Source organism: Enterobacter sp. A8 (assembly GCF_004296595.1).
Lineage (GTDB): Bacteria > Pseudomonadota > Gammaproteobacteria > Enterobacterales > Enterobacteriaceae > Enterobacter > Enterobacter cloacae.
In genome coordinates, this window is record NZ_SCMF01000001.1 from 87,565 (window position 1) to 110,253 (window position 22,689).

22 protein-coding genes are annotated in these 22,689 nt (G+C 58.3%); 9 read left to right on the top strand and 13 right to left on the bottom strand.

The genetic code is table 11. The features are described 5' to 3' along the window. Positions 1 to 2: 2 nt before the first annotated feature. The 7 genes from ihfA (at position 3) to selO (ending at position 5,765) form a co-directional block, all read left to right on the top strand. Positions 3 to 302, top strand: coding sequence for an integration host factor subunit alpha (gene ihfA, locus EQV24_RS00470; RefSeq protein ID WP_013097001.1), 300 nt, complete (start codon positions 3 to 5; stop codon positions 300 to 302). A 103-nt stretch (positions 303 to 405) separates the two neighbouring features. Beyond that, positions 406 to 1,386, top strand: coding sequence for a vitamin B12 ABC transporter permease BtuC (gene btuC / locus EQV24_RS00475; protein ID WP_057071555.1), 981 nt, complete (start codon positions 406 to 408; stop codon positions 1,384 to 1,386). Positions 1,387 to 1,408: 22 nt separating this feature from the next. Continuing rightward, complete coding sequence (locus EQV24_RS00480) at positions 1,409 to 1,960, top strand: glutathione peroxidase (RefSeq protein ID WP_020688363.1); 552 nt, start codon at positions 1,409 to 1,411, stop codon at positions 1,958 to 1,960. Continuing rightward, the gene (gene btuD, locus EQV24_RS00485) at positions 1,960 to 2,715 is read left to right on the top strand and encodes a vitamin B12 ABC transporter ATP-binding protein BtuD (RefSeq protein ID WP_130626008.1); all 756 of its coding nucleotides are present in this window, start codon (positions 1,960 to 1,962) and stop codon (positions 2,713 to 2,715) included. Before EQV24_RS00480 ends, btuD begins: the two co-directional genes overlap by 1 nt. 74 nt (positions 2,716 to 2,789) lie before the next feature. Next, positions 2,790 to 3,254, top strand: a complete 465-nt coding sequence (locus EQV24_RS00490; protein ID WP_023620702.1) for an NlpC/P60 family protein — start codon at positions 2,790 to 2,792, stop codon at positions 3,252 to 3,254. Between the two features lie 293 nt (positions 3,255 to 3,547). Next, the gene (locus tag EQV24_RS00495) at positions 3,548 to 4,258 is read left to right on the top strand and encodes an EAL domain-containing protein (protein ID WP_020688361.1); all 711 of its coding nucleotides are present in this window, start codon (positions 3,548 to 3,550) and stop codon (positions 4,256 to 4,258) included. Positions 4,259 to 4,322: 64 nt separating this feature from the next. Then, a complete protein-coding gene (gene selO / locus EQV24_RS00500) occupies positions 4,323 to 5,765 on the top strand; it encodes a protein adenylyltransferase SelO (protein WP_013096994.1) in 1,443 nt (480 codons plus the stop codon). Positions 5,766 to 5,804: 39 nt separating this feature from the next. Here selO and EQV24_RS00505 read toward each other — a convergent pair whose 3' ends face one another. The 5 genes from EQV24_RS00505 to EQV24_RS00525 are packed head-to-tail and all read right to left on the bottom strand — an operon-like array spanning position 5,805 to position 10,578. Continuing rightward, a complete protein-coding gene (locus tag EQV24_RS00505) occupies positions 5,805 to 6,575 on the bottom strand; it encodes a 3-hydroxybutyrate dehydrogenase (protein ID WP_130626009.1) in 771 nt (256 codons plus the stop codon). A gap of 10 nt (positions 6,576 to 6,585) precedes the next feature. Then, positions 6,586 to 7,977 carry a GntP family permease gene (locus tag EQV24_RS00510; RefSeq protein WP_130626010.1) on the bottom strand — a complete coding sequence of 464 codons (1,392 nt, stop codon included), beginning with the start codon at positions 7,975 to 7,977 and terminating at the stop codon, positions 6,586 to 6,588. Between the two features lie 43 nt (positions 7,978 to 8,020). Beyond that, complete coding sequence (locus tag EQV24_RS00515; RefSeq protein ID WP_130626011.1) at positions 8,021 to 9,202, bottom strand: acetyl-CoA C-acetyltransferase; 1,182 nt, start codon at positions 9,200 to 9,202, stop codon at positions 8,021 to 8,023. 9 nt (positions 9,203 to 9,211) lie between these two features. Then, a complete protein-coding gene (locus tag EQV24_RS00520) occupies positions 9,212 to 9,868 on the bottom strand; it encodes a 3-oxoacid CoA-transferase subunit B (RefSeq protein ID WP_013096990.1) in 657 nt (218 codons plus the stop codon). A 2-nt stretch (positions 9,869 to 9,870) separates the two neighbouring features. After that, positions 9,871 to 10,578 carry a CoA transferase subunit A gene (locus tag EQV24_RS00525; protein WP_020688355.1) on the bottom strand — a complete coding sequence of 236 codons (708 nt, stop codon included), beginning with the start codon at positions 10,576 to 10,578 and terminating at the stop codon, positions 9,871 to 9,873. Between the two features lie 140 nt (positions 10,579 to 10,718). Between EQV24_RS00525 and EQV24_RS00530 the strand changes: the two genes are divergently transcribed. Further along, positions 10,719 to 11,630, top strand: a complete 912-nt coding sequence (locus EQV24_RS00530; protein ID WP_165875998.1) for a LysR family transcriptional regulator — start codon at positions 10,719 to 10,721, stop codon at positions 11,628 to 11,630. Here the strand turns inward: EQV24_RS00530 and EQV24_RS00535 are convergent. The 8 genes from EQV24_RS00535 to ppsR form a co-directional block, all read right to left on the bottom strand. Next, a complete protein-coding gene (locus tag EQV24_RS00535; RefSeq protein WP_130626012.1) occupies positions 11,609 to 12,388 on the bottom strand; it encodes a heme ABC transporter ATP-binding protein in 780 nt (259 codons plus the stop codon). The genes EQV24_RS00530 and EQV24_RS00535 overlap by 22 nt on opposite strands. After that, the gene (locus EQV24_RS00540; protein WP_023620696.1) at positions 12,381 to 13,373 is read right to left on the bottom strand and encodes an iron ABC transporter permease; all 993 of its coding nucleotides are present in this window, start codon (positions 13,371 to 13,373) and stop codon (positions 12,381 to 12,383) included. The genes EQV24_RS00535 and EQV24_RS00540 overlap by 8 nt, the downstream gene beginning before the upstream one ends. After that, entirely contained in the window at positions 13,373 to 14,194 is an 822-nt protein-coding gene (locus EQV24_RS00545) for a hemin ABC transporter substrate-binding protein (RefSeq protein WP_095427185.1), read from the bottom strand. The genes EQV24_RS00540 and EQV24_RS00545 overlap by 1 nt, the downstream gene beginning before the upstream one ends. Beyond that, entirely contained in the window at positions 14,191 to 15,219 is a 1,029-nt protein-coding gene (gene chuS, locus EQV24_RS00550; RefSeq protein ID WP_040019718.1) for a hematinate-forming heme oxygenase ChuS, read from the bottom strand. The genes EQV24_RS00545 and chuS overlap by 4 nt, the downstream gene beginning before the upstream one ends. A 45-nt stretch (positions 15,220 to 15,264) precedes the next feature. After that, the gene (locus EQV24_RS00555) at positions 15,265 to 17,250 is read right to left on the bottom strand and encodes a TonB-dependent hemoglobin/transferrin/lactoferrin family receptor (protein WP_057071549.1); all 1,986 of its coding nucleotides are present in this window, start codon (positions 17,248 to 17,250) and stop codon (positions 15,265 to 15,267) included. Between the two features lie 76 nt (positions 17,251 to 17,326). Next, positions 17,327 to 17,509, bottom strand: a complete 183-nt coding sequence (hemP, locus tag EQV24_RS00560) for a hemin uptake protein HemP (RefSeq protein WP_130626013.1) — start codon at positions 17,507 to 17,509, stop codon at positions 17,327 to 17,329. Between the two features lie 210 nt (positions 17,510 to 17,719). Further along, complete coding sequence (gene aroH, locus EQV24_RS00565) at positions 17,720 to 18,766, bottom strand: 3-deoxy-7-phosphoheptulonate synthase AroH (protein ID WP_058681460.1); 1,047 nt, start codon at positions 18,764 to 18,766, stop codon at positions 17,720 to 17,722. 152 nt (positions 18,767 to 18,918) lie between these two features. After that, on the bottom strand, positions 18,919 to 19,752 hold the full coding sequence (gene ppsR / locus EQV24_RS00570) for a posphoenolpyruvate synthetase regulatory kinase/phosphorylase PpsR (RefSeq protein ID WP_023620693.1): 834 nt from the start codon (positions 19,750 to 19,752) through the stop codon (positions 18,919 to 18,921). Positions 19,753 to 20,087: 335 nt separating this feature from the next. On the opposite strand from ppsR, the gene ppsA reads away from it, so the two are divergent. Next, positions 20,088 to 22,466 (top strand): phosphoenolpyruvate synthase, encoded by a 2,379-nt coding sequence (gene ppsA, locus EQV24_RS00575; RefSeq protein ID WP_020688345.1) that lies wholly within the window; start codon positions 20,088 to 20,090, stop codon positions 22,464 to 22,466. Positions 22,467 to 22,689 lie beyond the last annotated feature (223 nt).

A 22,689-nucleotide genomic window follows, 5' to 3' on the forward strand; every position in this document is an offset into this window, starting at 1 on the left:
CTATGGCGCTTACAAAAGCTGAAATGTCAGAATATCTGTTTGATAAGCTTGGGCTTAGCAAACGGGATGCCAAAGAGCTGGTAGAGCTGTTTTTCGAAGAGATCCGTCGTGCTCTGGAAAATGGTGAGCAGGTAAAACTCTCCGGCTTTGGCAATTTTGATTTGCGAGACAAAAACCAACGTCCGGGCCGTAACCCGAAGACGGGGGAAGATATTCCCATTACAGCCCGCCGCGTGGTGACCTTCAGACCCGGACAGAAGTTAAAAAGCCGTGTCGAAAACGCAACGCCCAAAACAGAGTAATATGAACTAACTAAAAAGGCCGCTTTCGCGGCCTTTTTTCTTTGCTCTCGCTGGCAAACCCGCCGTAAAATCAATTACATCTCACGCTAATAAAACCGTACACATGCTTGATTTTGCCCATCGCCAACAGCGTTCCGATCGACGCCGCCTGCTTTTGCTGGTGCTGCTGCTTTTTGTTGCCGCCGGTTTCAGCCTGTGTGCCGGCGACCAGTGGCTAAGCCCGGCATGCTGGTTTGGTCCTGAAGGGCAGCTTTTCGTCTGGCAAATTCGTCTGCCGCGCACGCTGGCGGTGATCCTGGTCGGTGCCGCGCTGGCGCTCTCAGGCACCATTATGCAGGCGTTGTTTGAAAACCCTCTGGCAGAGCCGGGGCTGCTCGGTGTCTCAAATGGCGCCGGTGTAGGGCTGATTGCCGCGGTGATGCTCGGCGGTGGGGCGCTTTCCCCCTGGGGCGTTAGCCTCAGCGCCATTCTCGGGGCATTGCTGATCACCCTTATTCTCCTGCGCTTCGCACGACGCCATTTATCAACCAGTCGGCTGCTGCTTGCCGGGGTTGCGTTGGGGATCATCTGCAGCGCGTTGATGACCTGGGCGGTCTACTTCTCCACCTCGTTCGATCTGCGTCAGCTGATGTACTGGATGATGGGCGGGTTTGGCGGCGTAGACTGGCGGCAGGGCTGGCTGATGATGCTGCTGGTCCCGGTCATACTGTGGGCGGGCGTGCAGTCGCAGCCGCTGAATATTCTCGCTCTTGGTGAAACCTCAGCCCGCCAGCTTGGGATGCCGATTGGCGTCTGGCGCAACGCGCTGGTGATTGCAATTGGCTGGCTGGTGGGAGTGAGCGTGGCGCTGGCGGGGGCGATTGGCTTTATCGGGCTGGTTATCCCGCACATGTTGCGTCTGTGTGGCATCACCGACCATCGAATCTTACTTCCCGCCTCGGCAGTGGCCGGTGCGGCAACGCTGCTGGTGGCGGATATCATCGCCAGGCTCGCCCTGAACGCCGCTGAGTTGCCCATCGGTGTGGTCACCGCCACGCTGGGCGCGCCGGTGTTTATCTGGCTACTATTAAAAGCTGGACGTTAAATCGATAACCTGAGGAAATGCTATGCAGTCTGATATTCTGAATACCGAAGTGACCACCATCGACGGGGACAAAACCACCCTGGAACGCTACAAAGGCAACGTGTTGCTCATTGTGAACGTAGCCTCCAAATGTGGTCTGACGCCGCAGTATGAGCAGCTGGAGAACATTCAGAAAGCCTGGGAGAAAGACGGCTTTACCGTACTGGGCTTCCCGTGCAATCAGTTCCTGGGTCAGGAGCCGGGCAGCGAAGAGGAGATCAAAACGTTTTGCAGCACCACCTATGGCGTGACGTTCCCGATGTTCAGCAAAATTGATGTGAATGGCGAAAATCGTCACCCGCTGTATGCCAAACTGGTCGCCGCCGCGCCGACCGCCGTGGCACCGGAAGGCAGTGGCTTTTACGAGCGTATGGCCAGCAAAGGGCGAGCACCGCTCTATCCGGACGACATCCTGTGGAATTTCGAAAAATTCCTGATTGGTCGTGACGGCCAGGTCGTTCAGCGTTTTTCTCCGGATATGACGCCTGAAGATCCTATCGTCATGGAGTCAATCAAGCTGGCGCTGGCGAAATAATGACGCAGCTGATGCAGCTCACGGACGTTGCCGAGACGGGGCGTCTGGAGCCGGTGACGGCGGCCATCCGTGCAGGTGAAATCCTGCATCTGGTGGGGCCGAACGGGGCAGGGAAGAGTACGCTGCTGGCGCGCATGGCGGGGCTGACAGTCGGGCCAGGCTCGATCACCTTGCTCGATAGCCCCCTGAGTGACTGGTCGGCGGTCGCGCTGGCGCACCGGCGGAGCTACCTTGTTCAGCAGCAGGTCCCGCCGTTTGCGATGCCGGTCTGGCACTATCTGATGCTGCATCTGCACGATAAACAGCAGACCGCGCTGCTCACCGAAGTGGCGGCGGCGTTGGGGTTAGAGGACAAACTTTCCCGGCATGCCAGCCAGCTTTCCGGTGGCGAGTGGCAGCGCGTCCGTCTGGCGGCGGTGATCCTTCAGATCCATCCGGCGGGCAACCCTCACGGGCGACTGTTGTTGCTGGACGAGCCGATGAGTGGTCTGGACGTGGCGCAACAGGCGGCGCTGGAAACGCTCCTCAGCGCGCTGTGTCGACAAGGCATTGCCGTGGTGATGAGCAGCCATGACCTGAACCATACGCTGCGCCATGCGCACAGCGTCTGGCTTCTGGCGCGCGGGAAGATGATTGCCAGCGGCACGCGTGATAGCGTCCTTACGCCGCCAAATCTCGCTCGTGCTTACCATATGCCGTTCCGCAGGCTGGATATCGAAGGGCATAAGATGCTGATTTCTACCGCACACGAGTAACCGTTTCTTGCCTGTTAGCGCCATTGCACGCTAAATTACGAAAAGAATAAAAAAAGCAGAGGATTCGTCTGGACATGCGATTCTGGTTTCTCATGGTGGCAGCGTTATTTCTTGCGGGATGCAGTAGCCATCGCGCACCGCCGCCTAACCCACGACTTTCAGATTCAATCACCGTGATTGCCAGCCTGAACGATCAGCTGAGCAACTGGCGCGGGACACCGTATCGTTACGGTGGCATGAGTCGCGGTGGGGTAGATTGCTCCGGCTTTGTGCTGATGACGTTCCGGGATAAGTTTGATTTGCAGCTTCCACGCGAAACGCGCAAACAAGCTGAAATCGGTACCGAAATTGATAAAGATGAGTTGTTACCCGGCGACCTGGTTTTTTTCAAAACCGGCTCGGGTGAAAGTGGTCTGCATGTTGGCATTTATGATACGGATAACCAGTTTATTCATGCCTCGACCAGTCGTGGGGTGATGCGTTCTTCCCTCGATAATGTTTACTGGCGTAAAAATTTCTGGCAGGCACGACGTATTTAGTCCGCCACCGACCACGCATTTCTGACGGCATGGCACAATTAAACCATGCCGTTTTTTTGCAAATAAGATGATTAAAGTTAAATTTACAACAAATTACTTATGTCCTTATGTGTCTGTTTTATCTAAAACTGGCTATTACGCAGCAACCAGGATAAGATTATTTTAGATTCAGGGATAAATCTGAAAATTAATACGGATCTAATGAAATTAAACTTATTAAAATCAAGACAGTGGAATTGTGTCAGCAATTGCTCCAGGATGTCCTCTCTCATCTTTAATGCGGGGCGAGTGCAATGATTATTACGTTAGATAATGCCTACCAGTCTGAGCTGTTGCTCCAGCCTGCCCGCAATAATGCCGGTGAGCTTAAAGGATTAGAGGTGACGGTTAACTTTACTGGCGTCGGCAGCGATGTACGGATCCCCACTGAACTCGTTATCCCACGTCTGACGCCGGCAGAAGAGTTAGCGCTGTTTCAAGAAAAACTGCAATTGCTTGATACCTGCAAACTGTTTTTTATTCAGCATCAGTTAATTGCATGGATCAATATTACACCTGTAATAGTTGAGTTTTTATTAAGTAATGGGAACGCTGTTTCAATACTTGAGCGTTATCCGTTTCTTGAGTTTACTGTTAATGAGAATTATCCAGGTTTAAATAACGGAAAAGACGATCCTGAACTGGCGAGAATGGCGATTCATTTTCCGCTGGTGCTGGCAAACTTTGGTGCCGGTGAAGCCTCGCTTAAAGCCGTTTATGATGGTTTGTTTAAACGTGTCATTCTGGACAAAGGGTTTATCCAGCAGCACGCGGCAGCGCTTTCTTTTGAGCCCTTTATGCGTGCTATTCTGTGGCAAATAACGTCACATTGTCAGTCTGTGCTCGTCGCCGGTATTGACGATCATGCCCTGTTGCAGCGCGTTTTATCCTTCAACTTTGGTGCCATGCAGGGGGCGCTGTGGCCTGCCGTAACTGCAGAGCGCGTCACCACGCTGGTTCAGTGATAACCCTTTCTTTCGCCCGTGTTTAAGTCCGGGTAAACCCTCTACACTAAAAGCAGGAGGACTTATGACCCTGTCTTTTACTGCGCACTGGCATGACGAGTTGCCGGGTTTTTATACCGCACTCAAACCAACACCATTACATCATTCCCGTCTTGTCTGGCATAACGATTCGCTGGCGAACGACCTGGCTATCCCACCGGAAATGTTCCAGCCTTCAGACGGCGCGGGCGTCTGGGGAGGGGAAACGCTGCTCGATGGCATGCAGCCCCTCGCTCAGGTCTATAGCGGACACCAGTTTGGCGTCTGGGCGGGACAGCTGGGGGACGGCCGTGGGATCCTGCTCGGCGAACAACAGCTCCCCGGCGGAGAGACGGTCGACTGGCACCTGAAAGGGGCGGGTCTCACACCCTATTCACGCATGGGCGACGGGCGCGCGGTACTGCGCTCAACCATCCGTGAAAGTCTGGCGTCGGAAGCGATGCATGCGCTGGGTATTCCCACCACGCGCGCGCTGACGATAGTGACCAGTGACACCCCGGTGGTCCGCGAAACGGTAGAGAAAGGCGCCATGCTGATGCGCATTGCGCAAAGCCATCTGCGTTTCGGCCATTTTGAACACTTTTATTATCGCCGCGAGCCGGAAAACGTACGCCAGCTTGCCGATTACGCCATCCGACGGCACTGGCCGCAGTTACAGGACGAGGCCGACAAATACCACCTCTGGTTCCGGGATGTGGTTGCCCGCACGGCAATCATGATTGCCCGCTGGCAGTCCGTAGGCTTTGCTCATGGCGTGATGAACACCGACAACATGTCAATTCTGGGGCTGACCTTTGATTACGGTCCGTTTGGTTTTCTCGATGACTACCAGCCGGGGTATATCTGCAACCACTCGGACTATCAGGGGCGCTACAGCTTTGACAATCAGCCGGCGGTGGGGCTGTGGAATCTGCAGCGTCTGGCGCAATCCCTGTCGCCGTTTATCGACGTTGATGCCCTGAATGATGCGCTCGACGGCTATCAGGAGACATTGCTGCGCGAATACGGCACGCTGATGCGCAACAAGTTGGGGCTGATGACGCAGGAGAAGGGCGATAACACTATTCTGAATGGCTTGTTTGCGCTCATGGCGCGTGAGGGCAGCGACTATACCCGTACCTTCCGTATGCTCGGCCAGACAGAGCAGCATAGCGCCGCCTCACCGCTGCGCGATGAGTTTATCGACCGACAGGCGTTTGACGACTGGTTTGCCACTTACCGCGCGCGCCTGCAACAAGAGCAGGTGGATGACGCGACCCGGCAGGCGCAGATGAACGCGGCGAACCCGGCGATGGTCTTGCGCAACTGGCTGGCGCAGCGGGCGATTGAGCAGGCGGAGCAAGGTGAGTATGCAGAATTACACCGGCTGCACGTAGCGTTGCGCACGCCGTTTGCCGACCGGGACGACGATTATGTCAGCCGCCCGCCTGACTGGGGCAAGCGGCTGGAGGTCAGCTGCTCAAGCTAATGTTTTGGCCGGGAAGCACAGGCTTGCCCGGCCGATACGTCACTGGGAGACCCACCCGCCGTCCATATTCCACGCCGCGCCCCGCACGTGCACGGCGCTGTCGCTACATAAAAACAGCGCCAGTTCACCCAGCTGTTCTGGCGTAACAAACTCTCCTGATGGCTGTTTCTCCGCAAGCAACTGCTCGCGCGCCCGATCCGCAGGCACACCTTCTGCGATACGTTTGTCGATCTGCTGCTGAACCAGCGGCGTAAGCACCCATCCCGGGCAGATGGCGTTAGCAGTAATACCGGTGCGGGCAGTCTCCAGCGCCAGGGATTTTGTAAAACCGACCACCCCATGCTTGGCGGCGACATAGGCTGACTTCTCTTTTGATGCCACCAGCCCATGCACGGAGGCGATATTAATGATGCGTCCCCAGTTTTTCTCGCGCATTGCAGGCAGCGCCAGTCGGCTGGTGTGAAACACCGACGACAGGTTAATGGCAATAATGTCGTTCCATTTCTCCACCGGGAACGCCTCAACCGGGGCGACATGCTGTATCCCGGCATTATTGATAAGAATATCCACCCCGCCGAACTGCGTGTCGGCGTAGCGCATCATCGCATCGATTTGCAGGGCGTCACGCAGATCTGCATCGTGATAACCCGGTTTTTTCCCCAGCCGGGCGATCTCTTCTCTTGCTGCGTCACTGTCGCCAAAACCGTTGAGGATCAGCTGTGCTCCGGCCTTTGCCAGTACGCGGGCGATGCCCAGACCAATCCCGCTGGTCGAGCCGGTCACCAGCGCCGTTTTACCGTTCAGATTCATTTTATTCTCCTTACACAATGCCGGTGAGATAGAACACGGCAATGACAAAAAGCACCGCCAGACTTTTGATGATCGTGATGGCGAAAATACCGCCATAGGCCTGACGATGGCTAAGACCGGTGATGGCCAGCAGCGTAATCACCGCGCCGTTATGGGGCAGTGTATCCATGCCACCGCTGGCCATAGAAGCCACCCGGTGCAGGACCTCCAGCGGAATATTCGCGGCATGGGCGGCGGCGACAAAGCTATCTGCCATGGCCGCCAGCGCAATGCTCATCCCGCCTGAAGCCGAACCGGTGATCCCGGCGAGAACGGTTACGCTGATCGCTTCATTCAGTAACGGGTTCGGAATAGCCGCCAGCGCGTGGGATAAGACCAGAAAGCCGGGCAGGGCGGCGATAACTGCACCGAAACCATATTCCGAGGCGGTATTCATCGCCGCCAGGATCGCGCCGCTCACTGCCGTCCGGCTGCCTTCCGCCAGACGTCCCCGGATGTTGCGAAAACCAAAGATCAGCACCAGCACGATACCGGAAATCAGCGCGGCTTCCACGGCCCAGATGGCGGTGATCTTGCTGACCTCGGTCACAATCGGCTTTGCCAGCCCGGGCAGGGTCAGCTCGTGGCTGGTGCCATACCAGCCGGGGATCCAGCGGGTAAACAGCAGGTTGAGGATCCCCACCACCAGCAGGGGGGAAATCGCAATCAGCGGATGGGGAAGGTTAATGCTTTCCGGCGTTTCCGGTTCGTTTTTCAGATCCGTGCCGTAACCTTCATTGTTATTGAGCGCTTTCCGCCGCTGGCGCTCCAGCCAGAGCAGGCCAAAGCAGATAATAAACAGCGAGCCAATCAGCCCCAGCCAGGGGGCAGCCCAGGCATTAGTGCCGAAGAAGCTGGTGGGGATAATATTCTGGATCTGCGGCGTGCCGGGCAGGGCGTCCATGGTGAACGAGAACGCCCCCAGCGCCACGGTCGCCGGGATCAGCCGTTTGGGGATCCCGCTCTGGCGAAACAGTTCGGCGGCGAAAGGATAAACGGCAAACGCCACCACAAAGAGCGACACGCCGCCGTAGGTTAACAGTGCGCAGACCAGCACAATCACCGGAATGGCGTGGCGGCGGCCAAGGATTTGAATCGCTGCGGCAACAATGGAGCGTGAGAAGCCGGAGAGTTCAATCAGCTTGCCAAACACGGCGCCCAGCAGGAACACCGGGAAGTAGAGCTTGACGAAGCCCACCATCTTTTCCATAAACAGGCCGGTAAACGTCGGGCCGACAGCGCCCGGGTCGGTTAACAGCACGGCACCCAGCGCCGCAATGGGCGCAAAAAGAATAACGCTATATCCGCGATAGGCCGCCAGCATCAGCAGCGCCAGCGCCGCCAGGGCAATTAACACACTCATTGCGACTCCTTACTGTTGTTATATTCGGGTATTCACGAGAGGTTTAACGCTCGACGGTCAGCGCAATGCCTTGCCCGCCGCCTATGCACAGAGTGACCAGCCCTTTTTTGGCGTCACGGCGCTGCATCTCATGCAGCAGCGTCACAAGGATCCGACAGCCGGATGCACCAATCGGATGGCCCAGCGCGATAGCGCCACCGTTAACGTTTACCTTGCGCGCATCCCAGCCAAGCAGGTTACCAACCGCCAGCGCCTGCGCGGCAAAAGCTTCGTTGGCTTCGATGAGATCCACCTCATCCAGCGTCCAGCCTGCCCGCGCCAGCGCGGTCTGGCAGGCGCTGACGGGGCCGATGCCCATTACGGACGGGTCAACCCCGGTAACGGCGTAGCTCACGATCCGGCCCAGCACCGGTAGTCCGCTCGCCCGCGCTTTTTCTTCGCTCATCAGCAACACCGCGGCGGCGCCATCGTTCAGGGTGGAGGCATTCCCCGCCGTGACCGTGCCGTCCTCCTGGCGAAACGCGGGGCGTAGTTGCGCAAGCTGTTCTGCGGTGGTTCCTGGCCGGGGTTGTTCGTCATGACGAATCACCAATGGCGGCTTCTTGCCCTGTTTCACCGTTACAGGGGTAATCTCGGCCTCAAAGCGAGCAGATTCGATGGCAGACGCCGCCTTTTGCTGTGACCCGGCGGCGAAGGCATCCTGCTGTTCGCGTGAAATGCCGTACTGCCGGGCGACGTTTTCCGCAGTGATCCCCATGTGGTAATCGTTAAACGCATCCCACAGGCCGTCGACGATCATGCTGTCCTGCAGGCCTGTGTGGCCAAAACGCAGCCCGGAACGGGCGCCATCCAGTAGGTAAGGGGCATTGCTCATGCTCTCCTGACCGCCCGCGATCACCACCTCTGCGTCTCCACAGCGGATAGCCTGTGCCGCAAGCTGTACCGCCTTCAGCCCCGCGCCGCAGACCAGATTGACCGTGGTGGCAGGGGTACTGACGGGCAGTCCGGCGGCGATAGCCGTCTGACGTGCCGGGTTTTGTCCGCAGCCTGCCGTCAGCACCTGCCCAAAAATCAGTTCGTCTGTGTCACCTGCCGAAAGCGAGCTCTCCTCAAGCAGGCGGAGCACCGCGACAGCACCAAGTTCAACGGCGGAAAGGGGAGAGAGCGAACCGCGAAAACTGCCAATCGGCGTTCGCGTTGCCCCGACTATCATGACGTTTTTCATGTTGAGTCCTCAGCTAAAGCGCATTTCGCGAACGTCGTCCGCCACGATGATTTTTCCGGCAGTTTTGCTGACGATCTCGTCAATGCCGACGCCGGGGGCGTATTCACGCAGAATGAACGCACCGTCTTTAATTTCCAGCAGGGCCAGGTCGGTTAACACCCGGCGGATGCAGCCCACGCCGGTGAGCGGTAGCGTGCAGCGCGACAGCAGTTTGGACTCACCGCTCTTCGACGCGTGGGTCATCACGACAATGATGTTCTGCGCCCCGGCGACAAGATCCATGGCGCCGCCCATGCCTTTCACCATCTTTCCGGGGATCATCCACGAGGCGATGTTGCCTTCCATGTCCACCTCAAACGCCCCGAGCACCGTGAGGTCGACGTGACCCCCCCGGATCATGGCGAAGGACTGGGCCGAGTCGAAAATGGCGGCACCGGTTCGCGCGGTGACGGTCTGCTTACCGGCGTTAATCATGTCGGCATCAAGGCTCTGCGCATCGGGAAATTCCCCCATCCCCAGCAGTCCGTTTTCTGACTGGAGCATCACGTCCATGCCGGCGGGGATGTAGTTCGCCACCAGCGTCGGGATACCGATCCCCAGGTTGACGTAGTAACCGTCGCGCAGCTCACGGGCGACGCGCATGGCCATCTGTTCGCGGGTTAACATGGTCAGACTCCCTCTGCGCGCAGCGTGCGCTGTTCAATGCGTTTCTCAAACTGGCCGACAATCAGCCTGTCGACATAAATTCCCGGGGTATGAATGGCGGACGGCGGCAGCTCACCCGGCGGGACAATCTCTTCCACCTCCACCACGGTTATCCGTCCTGCGGTGGCCATTAGCGGGTTGAAATTTTGCGCGGTGTGGCGGTAGATAACGTTGCCGTACCAGTCCGCTTTCCAGCCTTTGATCAGCGCAAAATCGCCGGTAATGGCCTCTTCAAGGATGTAGTGCTTACCGGCAAACTGACGTACCTCTTTCCCGGCGGCCACGGGCGTGCCATAGCCGGTGGCCGTGTAAAATGCCGGAATACCGGCCCCGCCCGCGCGCACCTTTTCGGCCAGCGTGCCCTGGGGCGTCAGCTCAACCTCCAGCTCGCCGCTCAGCACCTGCTGTTCGAACAGCGCGTTCTCGCCGACGTAAGACGCCACCACCTTCCGCACCTGGCGCGTCTCCAGCAGCAGCCCGAGCCCGAAACCATCCACGCCGCAGTTGTTCGATACCACCGTCAGGCCCTGCACCTGACGGCGTTTGACTTCCGCAATCAGATTTTCAGGAATACCGCACAGGCCAAAGCCGCCCGCCAGCAATGTCATCCCGTCCGTCAGCCCCTCCAGCGCCTGCGCATAGCTGCCGACGCGTTTATCCAGTCCTGCCATAGCCATCCCTCCTGTTGTCCGTGGCGGTATCATTGGGGGCGACGACTCTTTTGTTAATTTTGAATTTGTGACCCACTCATTTGGTTTTTTTATTAATTTACTGTTAACTAAATTTTTTCAATTAGTTAACAGGATGAAAAATGAGAATAAGTGTCAAACAGTTACGCGCGTTTTTAGCGGTAGCTCACACTCTCAATTTTGCGCACGCCAGCGAACGGTTAAATCTTTCTCAGCCAGCCCTCAGCCTGACGATTAAAGGGCTGGAGGATGCGCTGGGGGGCCCGCTGCTGCAGCGAAGCACGCGTAAGGTCACCCTGACGCAGGAGGGCGAAACCTTTTTACCGATGGCGCGGCAGCTGTTGGCTGACTGGGATAACGTTGAAGAGGCAATGCACCAGTGCTTTACGCTGCAGCGCGGCAAAATCTCGGTCGCGGCCATGCCGTCGTTTGCGGCTAACGTCCTGCCGGAGGTGCTGAAAGCGTTTCGCGATCGCCATGCCGGGATCAACGTCACCGTGCATGATGTCATCAACGAACAGGTGATTGAGATGGTGCGGGAAGGGCGGGTCGAGATGGGGATCGCCTTTGAACCGGCGCCGACGCATAACCTGCTGTTTACGCCGCTGGGCCTCGACCGGTTTGTCGCCATTGTGCCGAAAGCGTCCCCCCTTGCGATGAAAAAACGCCTCTCCTGGAATGAACTGCTGACGCTGGATTTCATTACCCTGCAGCGCCCCTCGGCGGTGCGCCTGATGATGGAAGAGGAGCTGGCCCGTAGCGGCCGCAAGCTGGAGGTGGCGCTGGAGAGCCATCAGCTGGTGACGGTAGGAAGGATGGTCGCCAGCGGGCTGGGCGGCAGTGCCGTACCGGCGCTGTGCGAGGCGCAGATGACATCGCTGGGTGCGGTCTGTATTCCGCTGGACAGCCCGCCGATAGAAAAATGTATCGGGGTGATCCATCCAGGGCACACGCAGCTCTCAAAAGCGGCGCATGCCCTGCTGGAAACCCTGAAAGATTTTTATCAGCCCGATCAGGGGACGAGAAACACCTGAGGTGCAGCATGAGCCGGGTGTCGGCCAACCTGCACCTGCGCGCCGTACCAGCGCGTCAGCGTATCGGCCTGCAGAACCGCCTCCGGGGCCCCCTGAGCGACCATTTTGCCGTTATGTAACAGCAGGATCCGATCCGCCCACAGCGCCGCCAGATTGAGATCGTGCAGCACAACACAGACATGCAAATGCCCCCGACGGGTCAGGGAAGAGAGCAGGCGCAGCAGATGCTGCTGGTGGTAAAGATCCAGCGCGGACGTGGGTTCATCCAGAAACAGCCAGCCGCGCGGCGCACCGTCGCACCAGAGCTGTGCCAGCGCGCGGGCGAGTTGAACGCGTTGCTGCTCCCCGCCGGAGAGCGCCGCAAACTGCCTGCCCGCCAGCGGTAAACAGCCGGAGATGGCCATCACCTCCTCAATCACCGACGCCTCAGGGCGGCGCGTCCACGGCGCTCGCCCCATCCCGATCACCGCTTCTACCGGCCAGTCGAATCCGAGCTGGGTATTCTGGCGCATGACCGCCCGGTAGCGGGAGAGTCTGTCCGGCGGCCAGGCCGCAAGCGGCGTTCCTGCAAGACTGCACCGTCCGCTCGCGGGTTTGAGATAGCCGGTAAGCAGGCGTAACAAGGTCGATTTCCCGGCACCGTTGGGGCCAATCAACGCCACCAGTTCGCCCTCAGAGAGGGTCAGCGACACGTCGTCGATCAGCGTCCGTTGCCCGGCGTGAAAGACAATATTTTCCGCACAGTAGCGTTCAGCCATGCGCACCTCCGCGACGAAAGATAAGCCACAGGAACCACGGCGCACCGAGAAGACTGGTCAATAAACCGACCGGCATTTCCGCCGGGGCGACCAGGGTACGTGCCAGCGTATCGGCAGCCAGCAACAGTAACGCACCGGCCAGTACTGAGCCGGGGATCACCGCCCGGTGGTCGGCCCCCAGCCACATGCGCACCAGGTGTGGCACCACAAGGCCAACAAAGCCGATGACACCGCTGACGGCCACCGCGGCGGCCACCAGCAGGGCGCTGCACAGCAGCAGGAGCCGCTGTACAACGGCCACCTCCACCCCAAGGTAGTGCGCCTCTTCCTCGCCAAGCTGCAGCAAATTAAGTGCGCCAGCCAGGCGCCAGATAACCAGCACGGTGGGAACCATCAACGAACAGACGGCCAGCAGCGTTGACCACTGGGCCTGGCCGAGGCTGCCCATGCCCCAGAGTGAGAGCTGGCGAAGCTGGGCATCATTACTGAGCCATGACAGCACGCCGACGGCCGCCCCGCACAGGGCATTGATGGCAATCCCCACCAGCAGCAGTCGCGACAGGGAACTGTCACGCTGCCGGCTGAGCAGGAAAATGACGAATGTCGCGGCCAGCGCGCCGAGAAACGCCGCCATCATCGGGGCGTACAGCATCACCAGCGCGGGCAGCGAGAGCGGAAGAACCACCCACAGCGCGACGGCGAGTGCTGCGCCGCTGCTGATCCCCAGCAGGCCCGGGTCGGCCAGCGGGTTACGAAACAGTCCCTGCATCACGCAGCCCGCCAGCGCCAGCGAACCGCCGATCGCCAGCGCCAGCAGCACGCGGGGCAGGCGGATTGTCAGCCAGATCTGACGCAGCGCGTCGTCGCTGCCGCTCCACAGCAGGCTGACCGGCAGGCGCAACGCGCCCACACCGCTGGCCGCCAGCGTCATGACGGCCAGCAGCGCGGCCAGCAACCACAATGCCAGTACGGCGCGTCGGGACATCAGGGCAGTTGCTCCGCTTTACGGCGTAACTGCTGGATGGCCTGTGGCGTTCGCACGCTAAAGCCCAGCAGCGCCATATCGTCGATGGCCAGCATCTGCCGGTGACGTCCCGCTGGAGTTTGCGCCAGACCGGGCAGTTGCCACACCGCATCCGCCCCACCCAGAGCGTTCACGCCATCCTGCGAGATCACCACCAGGTCGGGCTGACTGGCGATAACGCCTTCCTGAGACAGCGGCTGATAGCGAGTGAAGCCCTGCATCGCGTTCTGCAGACCTGCCGCACGAATGGCAGCATCCGCTGCGGTTTGTTGCCCGGCGGCCATCGCGGTCATCCCGCCGTGGTTGAGAATAAACAGCACCCGTTTATTGAGCGGTGACACGGGAAGCGCCGACAGCGCCTGACGCAGCGAGTTGCGCAGGGTTTTCCCTTCTGCCTCGCGGTGTGTCGCCTCAGCGATAACCCGAACCTTTTCATCGATAACGTTGAGGTCATTGCCTGCCGGAACGGTGATCACCCTGACGTGACTCTGCTCTACCTGTTTTAACGCCAGAGACGGCTGTGCCTGTGCACTGGCCAGCACCAGCGTGGGGCGCATGGACAAAATGCCTTCGGCATTCAACTGGCGCAGATAGCCCACGTCCGGCAGCGTGTTCGCCGCCTGTGGCCACTGGCTGGTGCTGTCGCGTGCCACCAGCGAAGACGCAGCGCCGAGCGCATAGACAATCTCGGTAACGTCGCCGCCGAGCGCGACGATTTTCTCCTGCGGCGCAGCAAATGCCAGCAGCGGCAGGGCGCTGATCAGGGCAAGCCATTTTTTCATGCGGCCAGCCCTTTTGCCGTTAAGGCGTCGATCTGGCTGCGCCACTGACTCTGCTCGGGTTCGCCTTCGCTCCGCTGGCCGTACAGCTGGGCAATCTGCGTGCCGTCGGCGGCAAACAGCTCCAGGCTGGTGACATGTCCGTCAGCCGTCGGTTTGCGCGTGACCCAGGATTCGGCGATGGCGCCTTCCAGCAGATGCAGGGTAAAAGCCGGGTTGAAGATGTTCAGCCAGCCCTTCATCGGCATCAGTTTTTCCACCACGCCGGTGAAGATCTGCACGCAGCCGCGGTTGCCGACGAAAATCATAATTTCGTTCCCGTCCTGGCGTGCCGTTTCCAGCAGCTGGGCCAGTGCGGTGTTGTCGACCCTGCAGGCCAGATCGTCGCCCACCAGGCGAAACGCCTGTTGACGGCTGAGGTTGTGGCGCTTGAGCAGGCTGAAGAACTGATGCACGTCGGTCATGGCACGCCACTCTGTGTCCACGAGCGAGGCGTCCGGGTTTTCAGCGTGAGCCGGGACATCGGCCGTTTTCAACGCCAGCGGCGGATTCCCGGCAAAGATAAAGCGGGTGAGCAGATCGCCCCAGGCGGTGAGGTCGGTGTTATCCGTGGCGTAAACCTTCAGCAGGGCGTCGCCCTGGTGGTCGAAGAACTGAATGCTCTGCCGCTCGCCGTGGGCGGTGGCCTCGCTGATATGAAATACGCTCGCCCACTGGTTAAGGAACAGGCGCAGATCCAGCGCGCGCGGGTTGAGGATCAGCCCGGCGTGGCCGCTCAGGTGTTGATGGGTAAAGGCGCCGACCTGCTCGTGAACGGCGTAGTCGTTGCGGCAGATGCATTTGGTTTCGCCCACCGCTTCCAGCGCGGCCAGGATCTCGCGGACGTCACCGCGCAGGCGCCAGGCGTCATGACCCACACGGGCGAAGGTCAGCTCGGCTTCGCTGATGTTCATTAAACCTGCAATGTCGCGCGCGTACTTACCCGGATTTTCTTCTTTTAGCTCAAGCCAGCGTGTGTAGTGATTCATTGTCTTTTCCTCTCAAAGCATTGCCCCGGCCAGCCGGGGCGGGGATTACCATTGATAACTGACGAAAATCTTCCCGTTTCGGCCATCCTGCGGAATGCCCTGTGGCGACCAGTATTGTTTGTCGAAGGCGTTGCCCAGCACCAGCGTCGTGGTGACGCCTTTAAGCTGCGCCTGGCCGGTGTAGCTCACGTAGAAATCGTTAACCGCGTAGCCGGGTTGCTCGCTGTAGCTGCTGCTGATGTGCGTTGAGCGATCGACAAAGGTGCCGATCCAGCCGACGGAGAAGCCGCTTTGTGCCAGCGGAATATCCAGCTTGCTGGTGACGGTATCCGGGTTGATGCTGGAAATGTACTCGCCCGTGTCGGTATCTTTTCCGCGCGTGCGGTTATAGGCGAGGTCGAGGTTGAACAGGTCGGCGGAGTATTTCGCCATCACGTCCCAGCCCCAGATTTTGGCGTTCGGGACGTTATATGACATGGTGGTCGCCGCCGCAAAATCGACGGTGGTTGAGATGTAGTCTTTGGCGTTGGTATCGAAATAGCTGGCTTTAAACTCCAGCGCATCGTTGGCCAGCATCAGATCATCAAAGCGCAGACCAAAACCATACTCCTGCGTTTCGTTGGTTTCCGGGCGCAGATTGGGGTTGGGCACCCAGTAGTTGGTATAGAAGCGGCCAATGGAGAAGTGTTTGGCGTCGTTATACATTTCGCCCATGGTTGGCGCGCGGAACGCCTGCGCGTAAGAGCCGAACAGCATCAGCCAGTCGGTCGGGCTGACGGTTAACCCGGCGCGGGAGGACCACTTATCGGCATCCACATCCTTGTAGCCGTCGCTGCTGCCGCGGTAGTTGTCGTAGCGCGTGCCGCCAAGAAGGGTCACGGGGAGGTCGCGCAGGGTGATTTCATCCTGCAGCCAGCCGGAGCTGAAATCGATTTGTGCCTGCGGGAAGCCCGTTGTTGCCCCGCCCGGGCGTTGCTCCTGACGATAATACTCACCGCCGTAGGTCAGCAGGTGCGACGCAAAGGAATCGCTGAACAGGCGGGTGCGGTTCTCCACTTTGCCGCCTTTGGTGGTCTGTTTGCGAAACTCACCGCTGCCGTCGATGTTCTGGGCGTTGATACGTGCTTCGGACCAGTAAATTTTCGCGTCGGCGTTCAGCCAGTCGTTACCCTGTGGGGCAAGGTGATAGCCGAGCTGCGCGTCACGCTGGATGGTGGAGCGGTCGGTCAGCGGGTTACTGCTGCTGTCTGCTGCACTGGTTTGCGGGTTTTTCGGCTCCTGTGCAGCGTTATTGTAATAGCGCAGGGAGCCGGTCAGGCTCTGAGCCGCGTCGATTTTCCAGCTGCCCTTCGCCAGCATGTTCTGAATGGATTCGTCGTTCGGGGCGGTGGTGCCGTCACTCTGGCGCAGATCGCCACGATCCCGGCTCGACCAGGAGAGCAGCCCGTCCAGGGTATCGGTGCGGCCATAGGCGCTGGCCCCCATGCCGATGCTGTGATCGCCCGTCGCACCGGTAGCGAACACCCGATAGCCGCTGTTTTTACCCGGCTCCAGCAGATCTTTGGCATCGACGGTGTCATAGGCAATCACACCGCCCAGCGCGCCGCTGCCGTACAGCAGGGCCGACGGACCGCGCACCACTTCGATACGTTTAATCAGCGCCGGATCGAGGAAGGTGCTGTTCAGGTGGCCGGTGTCGGTTCCCTGGCGTACGCCGTCAACCAGTACCAGCACGCCGCGACGGTCATAACCGCGCAGGTTAACGTCCTGGCCGTTGGTGCGTCCGGTGCCATCGAGCGTTAGGCCGGGGACGTTACGCAGCAGGTCGGCTGCCGAGCTGGCAGTTTGTTTATCCGGTGTGCTGGCGTCAATCACGCTCACCATCATGGGGGCTTCGAAGGCGCTACGGGCGTTACCCGTGGCGGTCACGGTCATTTCATCTGTGGTAGCAAACGCGACGCCCGGCAGGGTGCTGACAATCGCCAGCGCCAGAAGTGACGGACGTAAAGGCGCGGAAGGCAGGTGTGGCATAGCAACTCTCCATTAAGAATTGAAAGCGCTGGCTGCCTGGGGTTCACCTGGGTGGCTGGCGGAGTTTTTGTGTTGTTTATTTTGTGAGGATCAATTTTCCGGCATGGGTCTGGCGCAGCAGGTAGCGTTGACCGTCATGCTCGATAATGACCCGTCCCTCATCGCCCAGCAGGGTTTTGCTGTCAATGCGACGCTCGGCGGGGGTGGATGCTGTGTCTGTTTTTGGCGGCGTTGCCGCAGTGTTATCCGTACGTGACATAATGTTTATAAATAACAATCAATGTAACAATGATAATCATTATCAATAAACTGCAAATTCGCGGCAAGCGTTTTTGTGAAAAAAGGGTGAGAGGATCAAATTTGGGGGTGAAGTGCGGTCAGATGCCCTCACCCCGACCCTCTCCCACAGGGAGAGGGAGAAGGGCACGGATCGTAGGCCGGGTAAGCGCAGCGCCACCCGACAATAACATCAGAAGCGCGAATCTACCGCAGACGCCAGCTTCTCCAGCAGCAGTTCGCTGTCTTCCCAGCTCAGGCACGGGTCGGTGATCGACTGGCCGTAAACCAGCGGCTGACCCGACACGATTTTCTGCGTGCCTTCGCGGATAAAGCTTTCGGCCATAATGCCCGCAATGGCGCTTGAACCGCTGCGGATCTGCTGGCAGATCTCATCGCAGACATCCAGCTGGCGACGGTGCTGTTTCTGACAGTTACCGTGGCTGAAGTCCACCACCAGATGTTCCGGCAGATCGAACTCGGCCAGCGTTTCACAGGCCGCGGCGATATCCCCGGCGTGATAGTTCGGTTTCTTGCCGCCGCGCATAATGATATGCCCGTACGGGTTACCGCTGGTCTGGTAGATGGTCATCTGGCCGCTCTTATCCGGCGAGAGGAACATGTGGCTGGCACGCGCAGCGCGGATCGCATCGACCGCAATCCGGGTGTTGCCATCGGTTCCGTTTTTAAACCCGACCGGGCAGGAGAGGGCAGAGGCCATTTCACGGTGGATCTGGCTCTCGGTGGTCCGCGCGCCAATCGCGCCCCAGCTGATCAGATCGGCGATAAACTGGCCGGTCACCATATCGAGAAACTCGGTGGCCGTGGGAACGCCCAGCTCGTTCACCTGCAGAAGCAGCTTACGTGCCAGCTCAATCCCATGGTTAACGCGATAGCTGCCGTTGAGATCGGGGTCTGAAATTAATCCTTTCCAGCCCACCACGGTACGGGGTTTTTCAAAGTAGGTCCGCATCACGATCTCAAGGCGATGCTGGTGTTTTTCCCGCAGCCCCTGTAGCCGTTTTGCATAATCCATCGCCGCGTCCAGGTCATGGATCGAGCAGGGGCCAATTACCACCAGAAGACGTTTGTCTTCACCATTAAGAATTTTTTCAATGCGTCGGCGCGAGGCCGTAACATGCTCCGCAACGCCTGCGGAAAGTGGATGCCGCTGTGCCAGTTCAGCCGGTGTAACCAGGCTGTCAATGCGCGCTGTGCGGAGTTCGTCGGTTTTATTCATGGAATGTCTCAGAAATTTTTTGCTTCATCGGCAGACTACCGGGAAGTGATGGGCATCACCTTAAACCAATCCCTGCTGATTTCAAGTTCGGGGCGGCTCCGCCCCGAGGATGTGGTGGATGATACCTGAATCTGAGCCAATGTACTAGCATATTAGTACATGCGGCGATTAAGACCCATGATGTCGAGAATTTTGGTGGCGATCTCTTCGACCGAATAGTTGGTGCTGTTCAGCCACGGGATCTGGTTTTTGCGGTACAGCGCTTCCACTTCGGAGACCTCCATTCGGCACTGGCGCATGGAGGCGTAGCGGCTGTTCTCGCGGCGCTCTTCGCGGATGGCGGCAAGGCGCTCCGGGTTAATGGTCAGCCCGAACAGCTTGTGCTGCAGCGGCTTCAGGGCGGCAGGCAGCACCAGATTGTCCATATCATCGGCAATGAACGGGTAGTTGGCGGCACGAATACCAAACTGCATCGCCAGGTAGAGGCTGGTAGGGGTTTTGCCGCAGCGCGAGACGCCCAGCAAAATGACCTGCGCCTGGTCGAGGTTTCGCAGCGAGATGCCGTCGTCATGCGCCAGGGTGTAGTCAATGGCGGCGATACGCGCATCGTATTTGGTCAGGTTGCCAGGGTTCAGCCCGTGGGTTCGGTGGGCGATGGGGGTCGGGTCGAGCTTCAGCTCGCTCTGCAGCGGGGCCACCAGCGCCTGCACGATATCCTGACAAAAGCCTTCGCTTTGCAGAATGATGTTGCGAATTTCCGGGATCACGATGGAGTAGAACACCAGCGGCCGTACGCCCGTCTGCTGGTAAATGGCATCAATCTGGTCCTTGACCGCCCGCGCGCGGCTCTCATTTTCCACAAACGGCAGCGTGATGCTGTTAATCGAAACGGGGAACTGTGACATCACCGCATGCCCCAGCACCTCGGCGGTAATCGCCGTACCATCAGAAATATAAAAAACGTGGCGATCGACAGCATTATCCATTTTATCCACCCTGAATATCGGACCTAATTGTCTGAAAGCATAAATTAAAAAAGTTAATTGCACAGCAAAGAAGTTATCTGAATTTAAAATGAAATGGTGTTTTTGATTTTCCTGAAAAGTGGATTTCATTTTTCAAATAGCGACGTCATTTTTGTGGTTTTTGGCTGAATATATAGGAATCATCGGCTTATCCGGTGGAGGGAAAGTATCCGAAAAGTTGAAAATTTAAATTGCTTACACGATTCACCGTTTTTTTAGCGTAAATAAATATGCCAGTATAAATACGTAGTCAGGTGTTTCTTACTCCGATCAAATATCACAAAAGGATTGTTTCGATGTCCAACAATGGCTCGTCACCGCTGGTGCTTTGGTATAACCAACTCGGCATGAATGATGTAGACAGAGTTGGGGGCAAAAATGCCTCCCTGGGTGAAATGATTACAAATCTGTCCGGTATGGGTGTCTCCGTACCAAACGGGTTTGCCACGACCGCCGATGCGTTTAACCTGTTTTTAGACCAGAGCGGTGTAAACCAGCGCATTTACGACCTGCTGGATAAAACGGATATTGATGACGTTACCGCGCTTGCTAAAGCCGGGGCGCAGATCCGCCAGTGGATTATCGACACACCTTTCCAGCCGGAACTGGAAAAAGCCATTCACGATGCGTACAACCAGCTCTCCGCTGATGATGCGCAGGCCTCTTTCGCCGTGCGCTCCTCTGCAACCGCAGAAGACATGCCGGATGCCTCGTTCGCCGGACAGCAGGAAACCTTCCTGAACGTTCAGGGGTATGACGCGGTGCTGGTGGCGGTGAAACACGTGTTCGCCTCCCTGTTTAACGATCGCGCTATCTCCTATCGCGTGCATCAGGGCTATGACCATCGCGGCGTCGCGCTCTCTGCGGGCGTACAGCGTATGGTGCGTTCCGACGTGGGCTCTTCCGGCGTGATGTTCTCCATTGATACCGAGTCCGGCTTCGACCAGGTGGTATTCATCACTTCCGCGTGGGGCCTGGGTGAGATGGTGGTGCAGGGGGCCGTGAACCCTGACGAATTCTACGTCCACAAACCGACGCTTGCCGCCAACCGTCCGGCGGTGGTTCGTCGCACCATGGGCTCGAAAAAAATCCGCATGATCTATGCCCCGACCCAGGAGCATGGCAAGCAGGTGAAGATTGAAGATGTACCGCAGGAGCTGCGCGACCGCTTCTCCCTGACCGACGCCGAAGTGCAGGAGCTGGCGAAGCAGGCGGTGCAGATTGAAAAACACTACGGCCGTCCGATGGACATCGAATGGGCCAAAGATGGTCACACCGGCAAGCTGTTCATCGTCCAGGCGCGCCCGGAAACGGTTCGCTCCCGCGGCCAGGTGATGGAGCGTTATACCCTCCACGCGCAGGGCAAAATCGTGGCGGAAGGTCGCGCGATTGGTCACCGCATTGGTGCCGGTCCGGTGAAAGTGATCCACGATATCAGCGAGATGAACCGCATTGAACCGGGCGACGTGCTGGTAACCGACATGACCGACCCGGACTGGGAACCGATCATGAAGAAAGCCGCGGCTATCGTCACCAACCGCGGTGGCCGTACCTGTCACGCGGCGATCATCGCCCGCGAGCTGGGGATCCCGGCGGTTGTCGGCTGCGGTGACGCAACCGAACGCATGAAGGACGGACAGAACGTGACCGTCTCCTGTGCCGAAGGGGATACCGGCTACGTGTATGCTGACATCCTTGACTTCAGCGTGAAAAGCTCCAGCGTCGATACCATGCCGGACCTGCCGCTGAAGATCATGATGAACGTCGGTAACCCGGACCGCGCGTTTGACTTCGCCTGCCTGCCGAACGAAGGCGTGGGCCTGGCGCGTCTGGAATTCATCATCAACCGTATGATTGGCGTTCACCCGCGCGCGCTGCTGGAGTTTGACGACCAGGACGCAAAGCTGCAGAACGAAATCCGCGAGATGATGAAAGGCTACGACTCGCCGAAAGAGTTTTATGTTGGCCGTCTGACCGAAGGGATCGCGACGCTCGGGGCGGCGTTTTATCCGAAGCGCGTGATCGTGCGTCTGTCGGACTTTAAGTCTAACGAATACGCCAACCTAGTGGGCGGCGAGCGTTACGAGCCGGAAGAAGAGAACCCGATGCTGGGCTTCCGTGGGGCCGGACGTTATGTCTCCGACAGCTTCCGCGACTGCTTCGCGCTGGAGTGTGAAGCGGTAAAACGCGTGCGCAACGACATGGGGCTGACTAACGTTGAGATCATGATCCCGTTCGTACGTACCGTGGACCAGGCGAAAGCGGTGGTGGACGAGCTGGCGCGTCAGGGGCTGAAGCGCGGCGAAAATGGGCTGAAGATCATCATGATGTGTGAGATCCCGTCCAACGCCCTGCTGGCAGAGCAGTTCCTGGAGCACTTCGACGGCTTCTCTATTGGTTCGAACGACATGACGCAGCTGACGCTGGGTCTGGACCGTGACTCCGGCGTGGTCTCTGAGCTGTTCGACGAACGCAACGAGGCGGTGAAAGCCCTGCTGTCGATGTCCATCCGTGCGGCGAAGAAACAGGGTAAATACGTCGGGATTTGTGGCCAGGGCCCTTCTGACCATGAAGACTTCGCGGCCTGGCTGATGGAAGAGGGGATCGACAGTCTTTCCCTCAACCCGGACACCGTGGTGCAAACCTGGCTGAGCCTGGCTGAACTGAACAAGTAACGTCTTCCATATCTGAAAAGGCGAGGGAAATAATCCTCGCCTTTTTTATTTCCGCTTATATTTGCTCCCCATCACAAATAAAGTAAAAAACCAAATATCATAATTTGTCTGTTAATTTAGACAATTGTTAGCACACAAAGGGTTGCTAATACTTGAGCCTTACCGCGCAAATCAACACGATTTTGCGCAACTGGTTGAAATACGTTTTAACCTGATAAAAAGG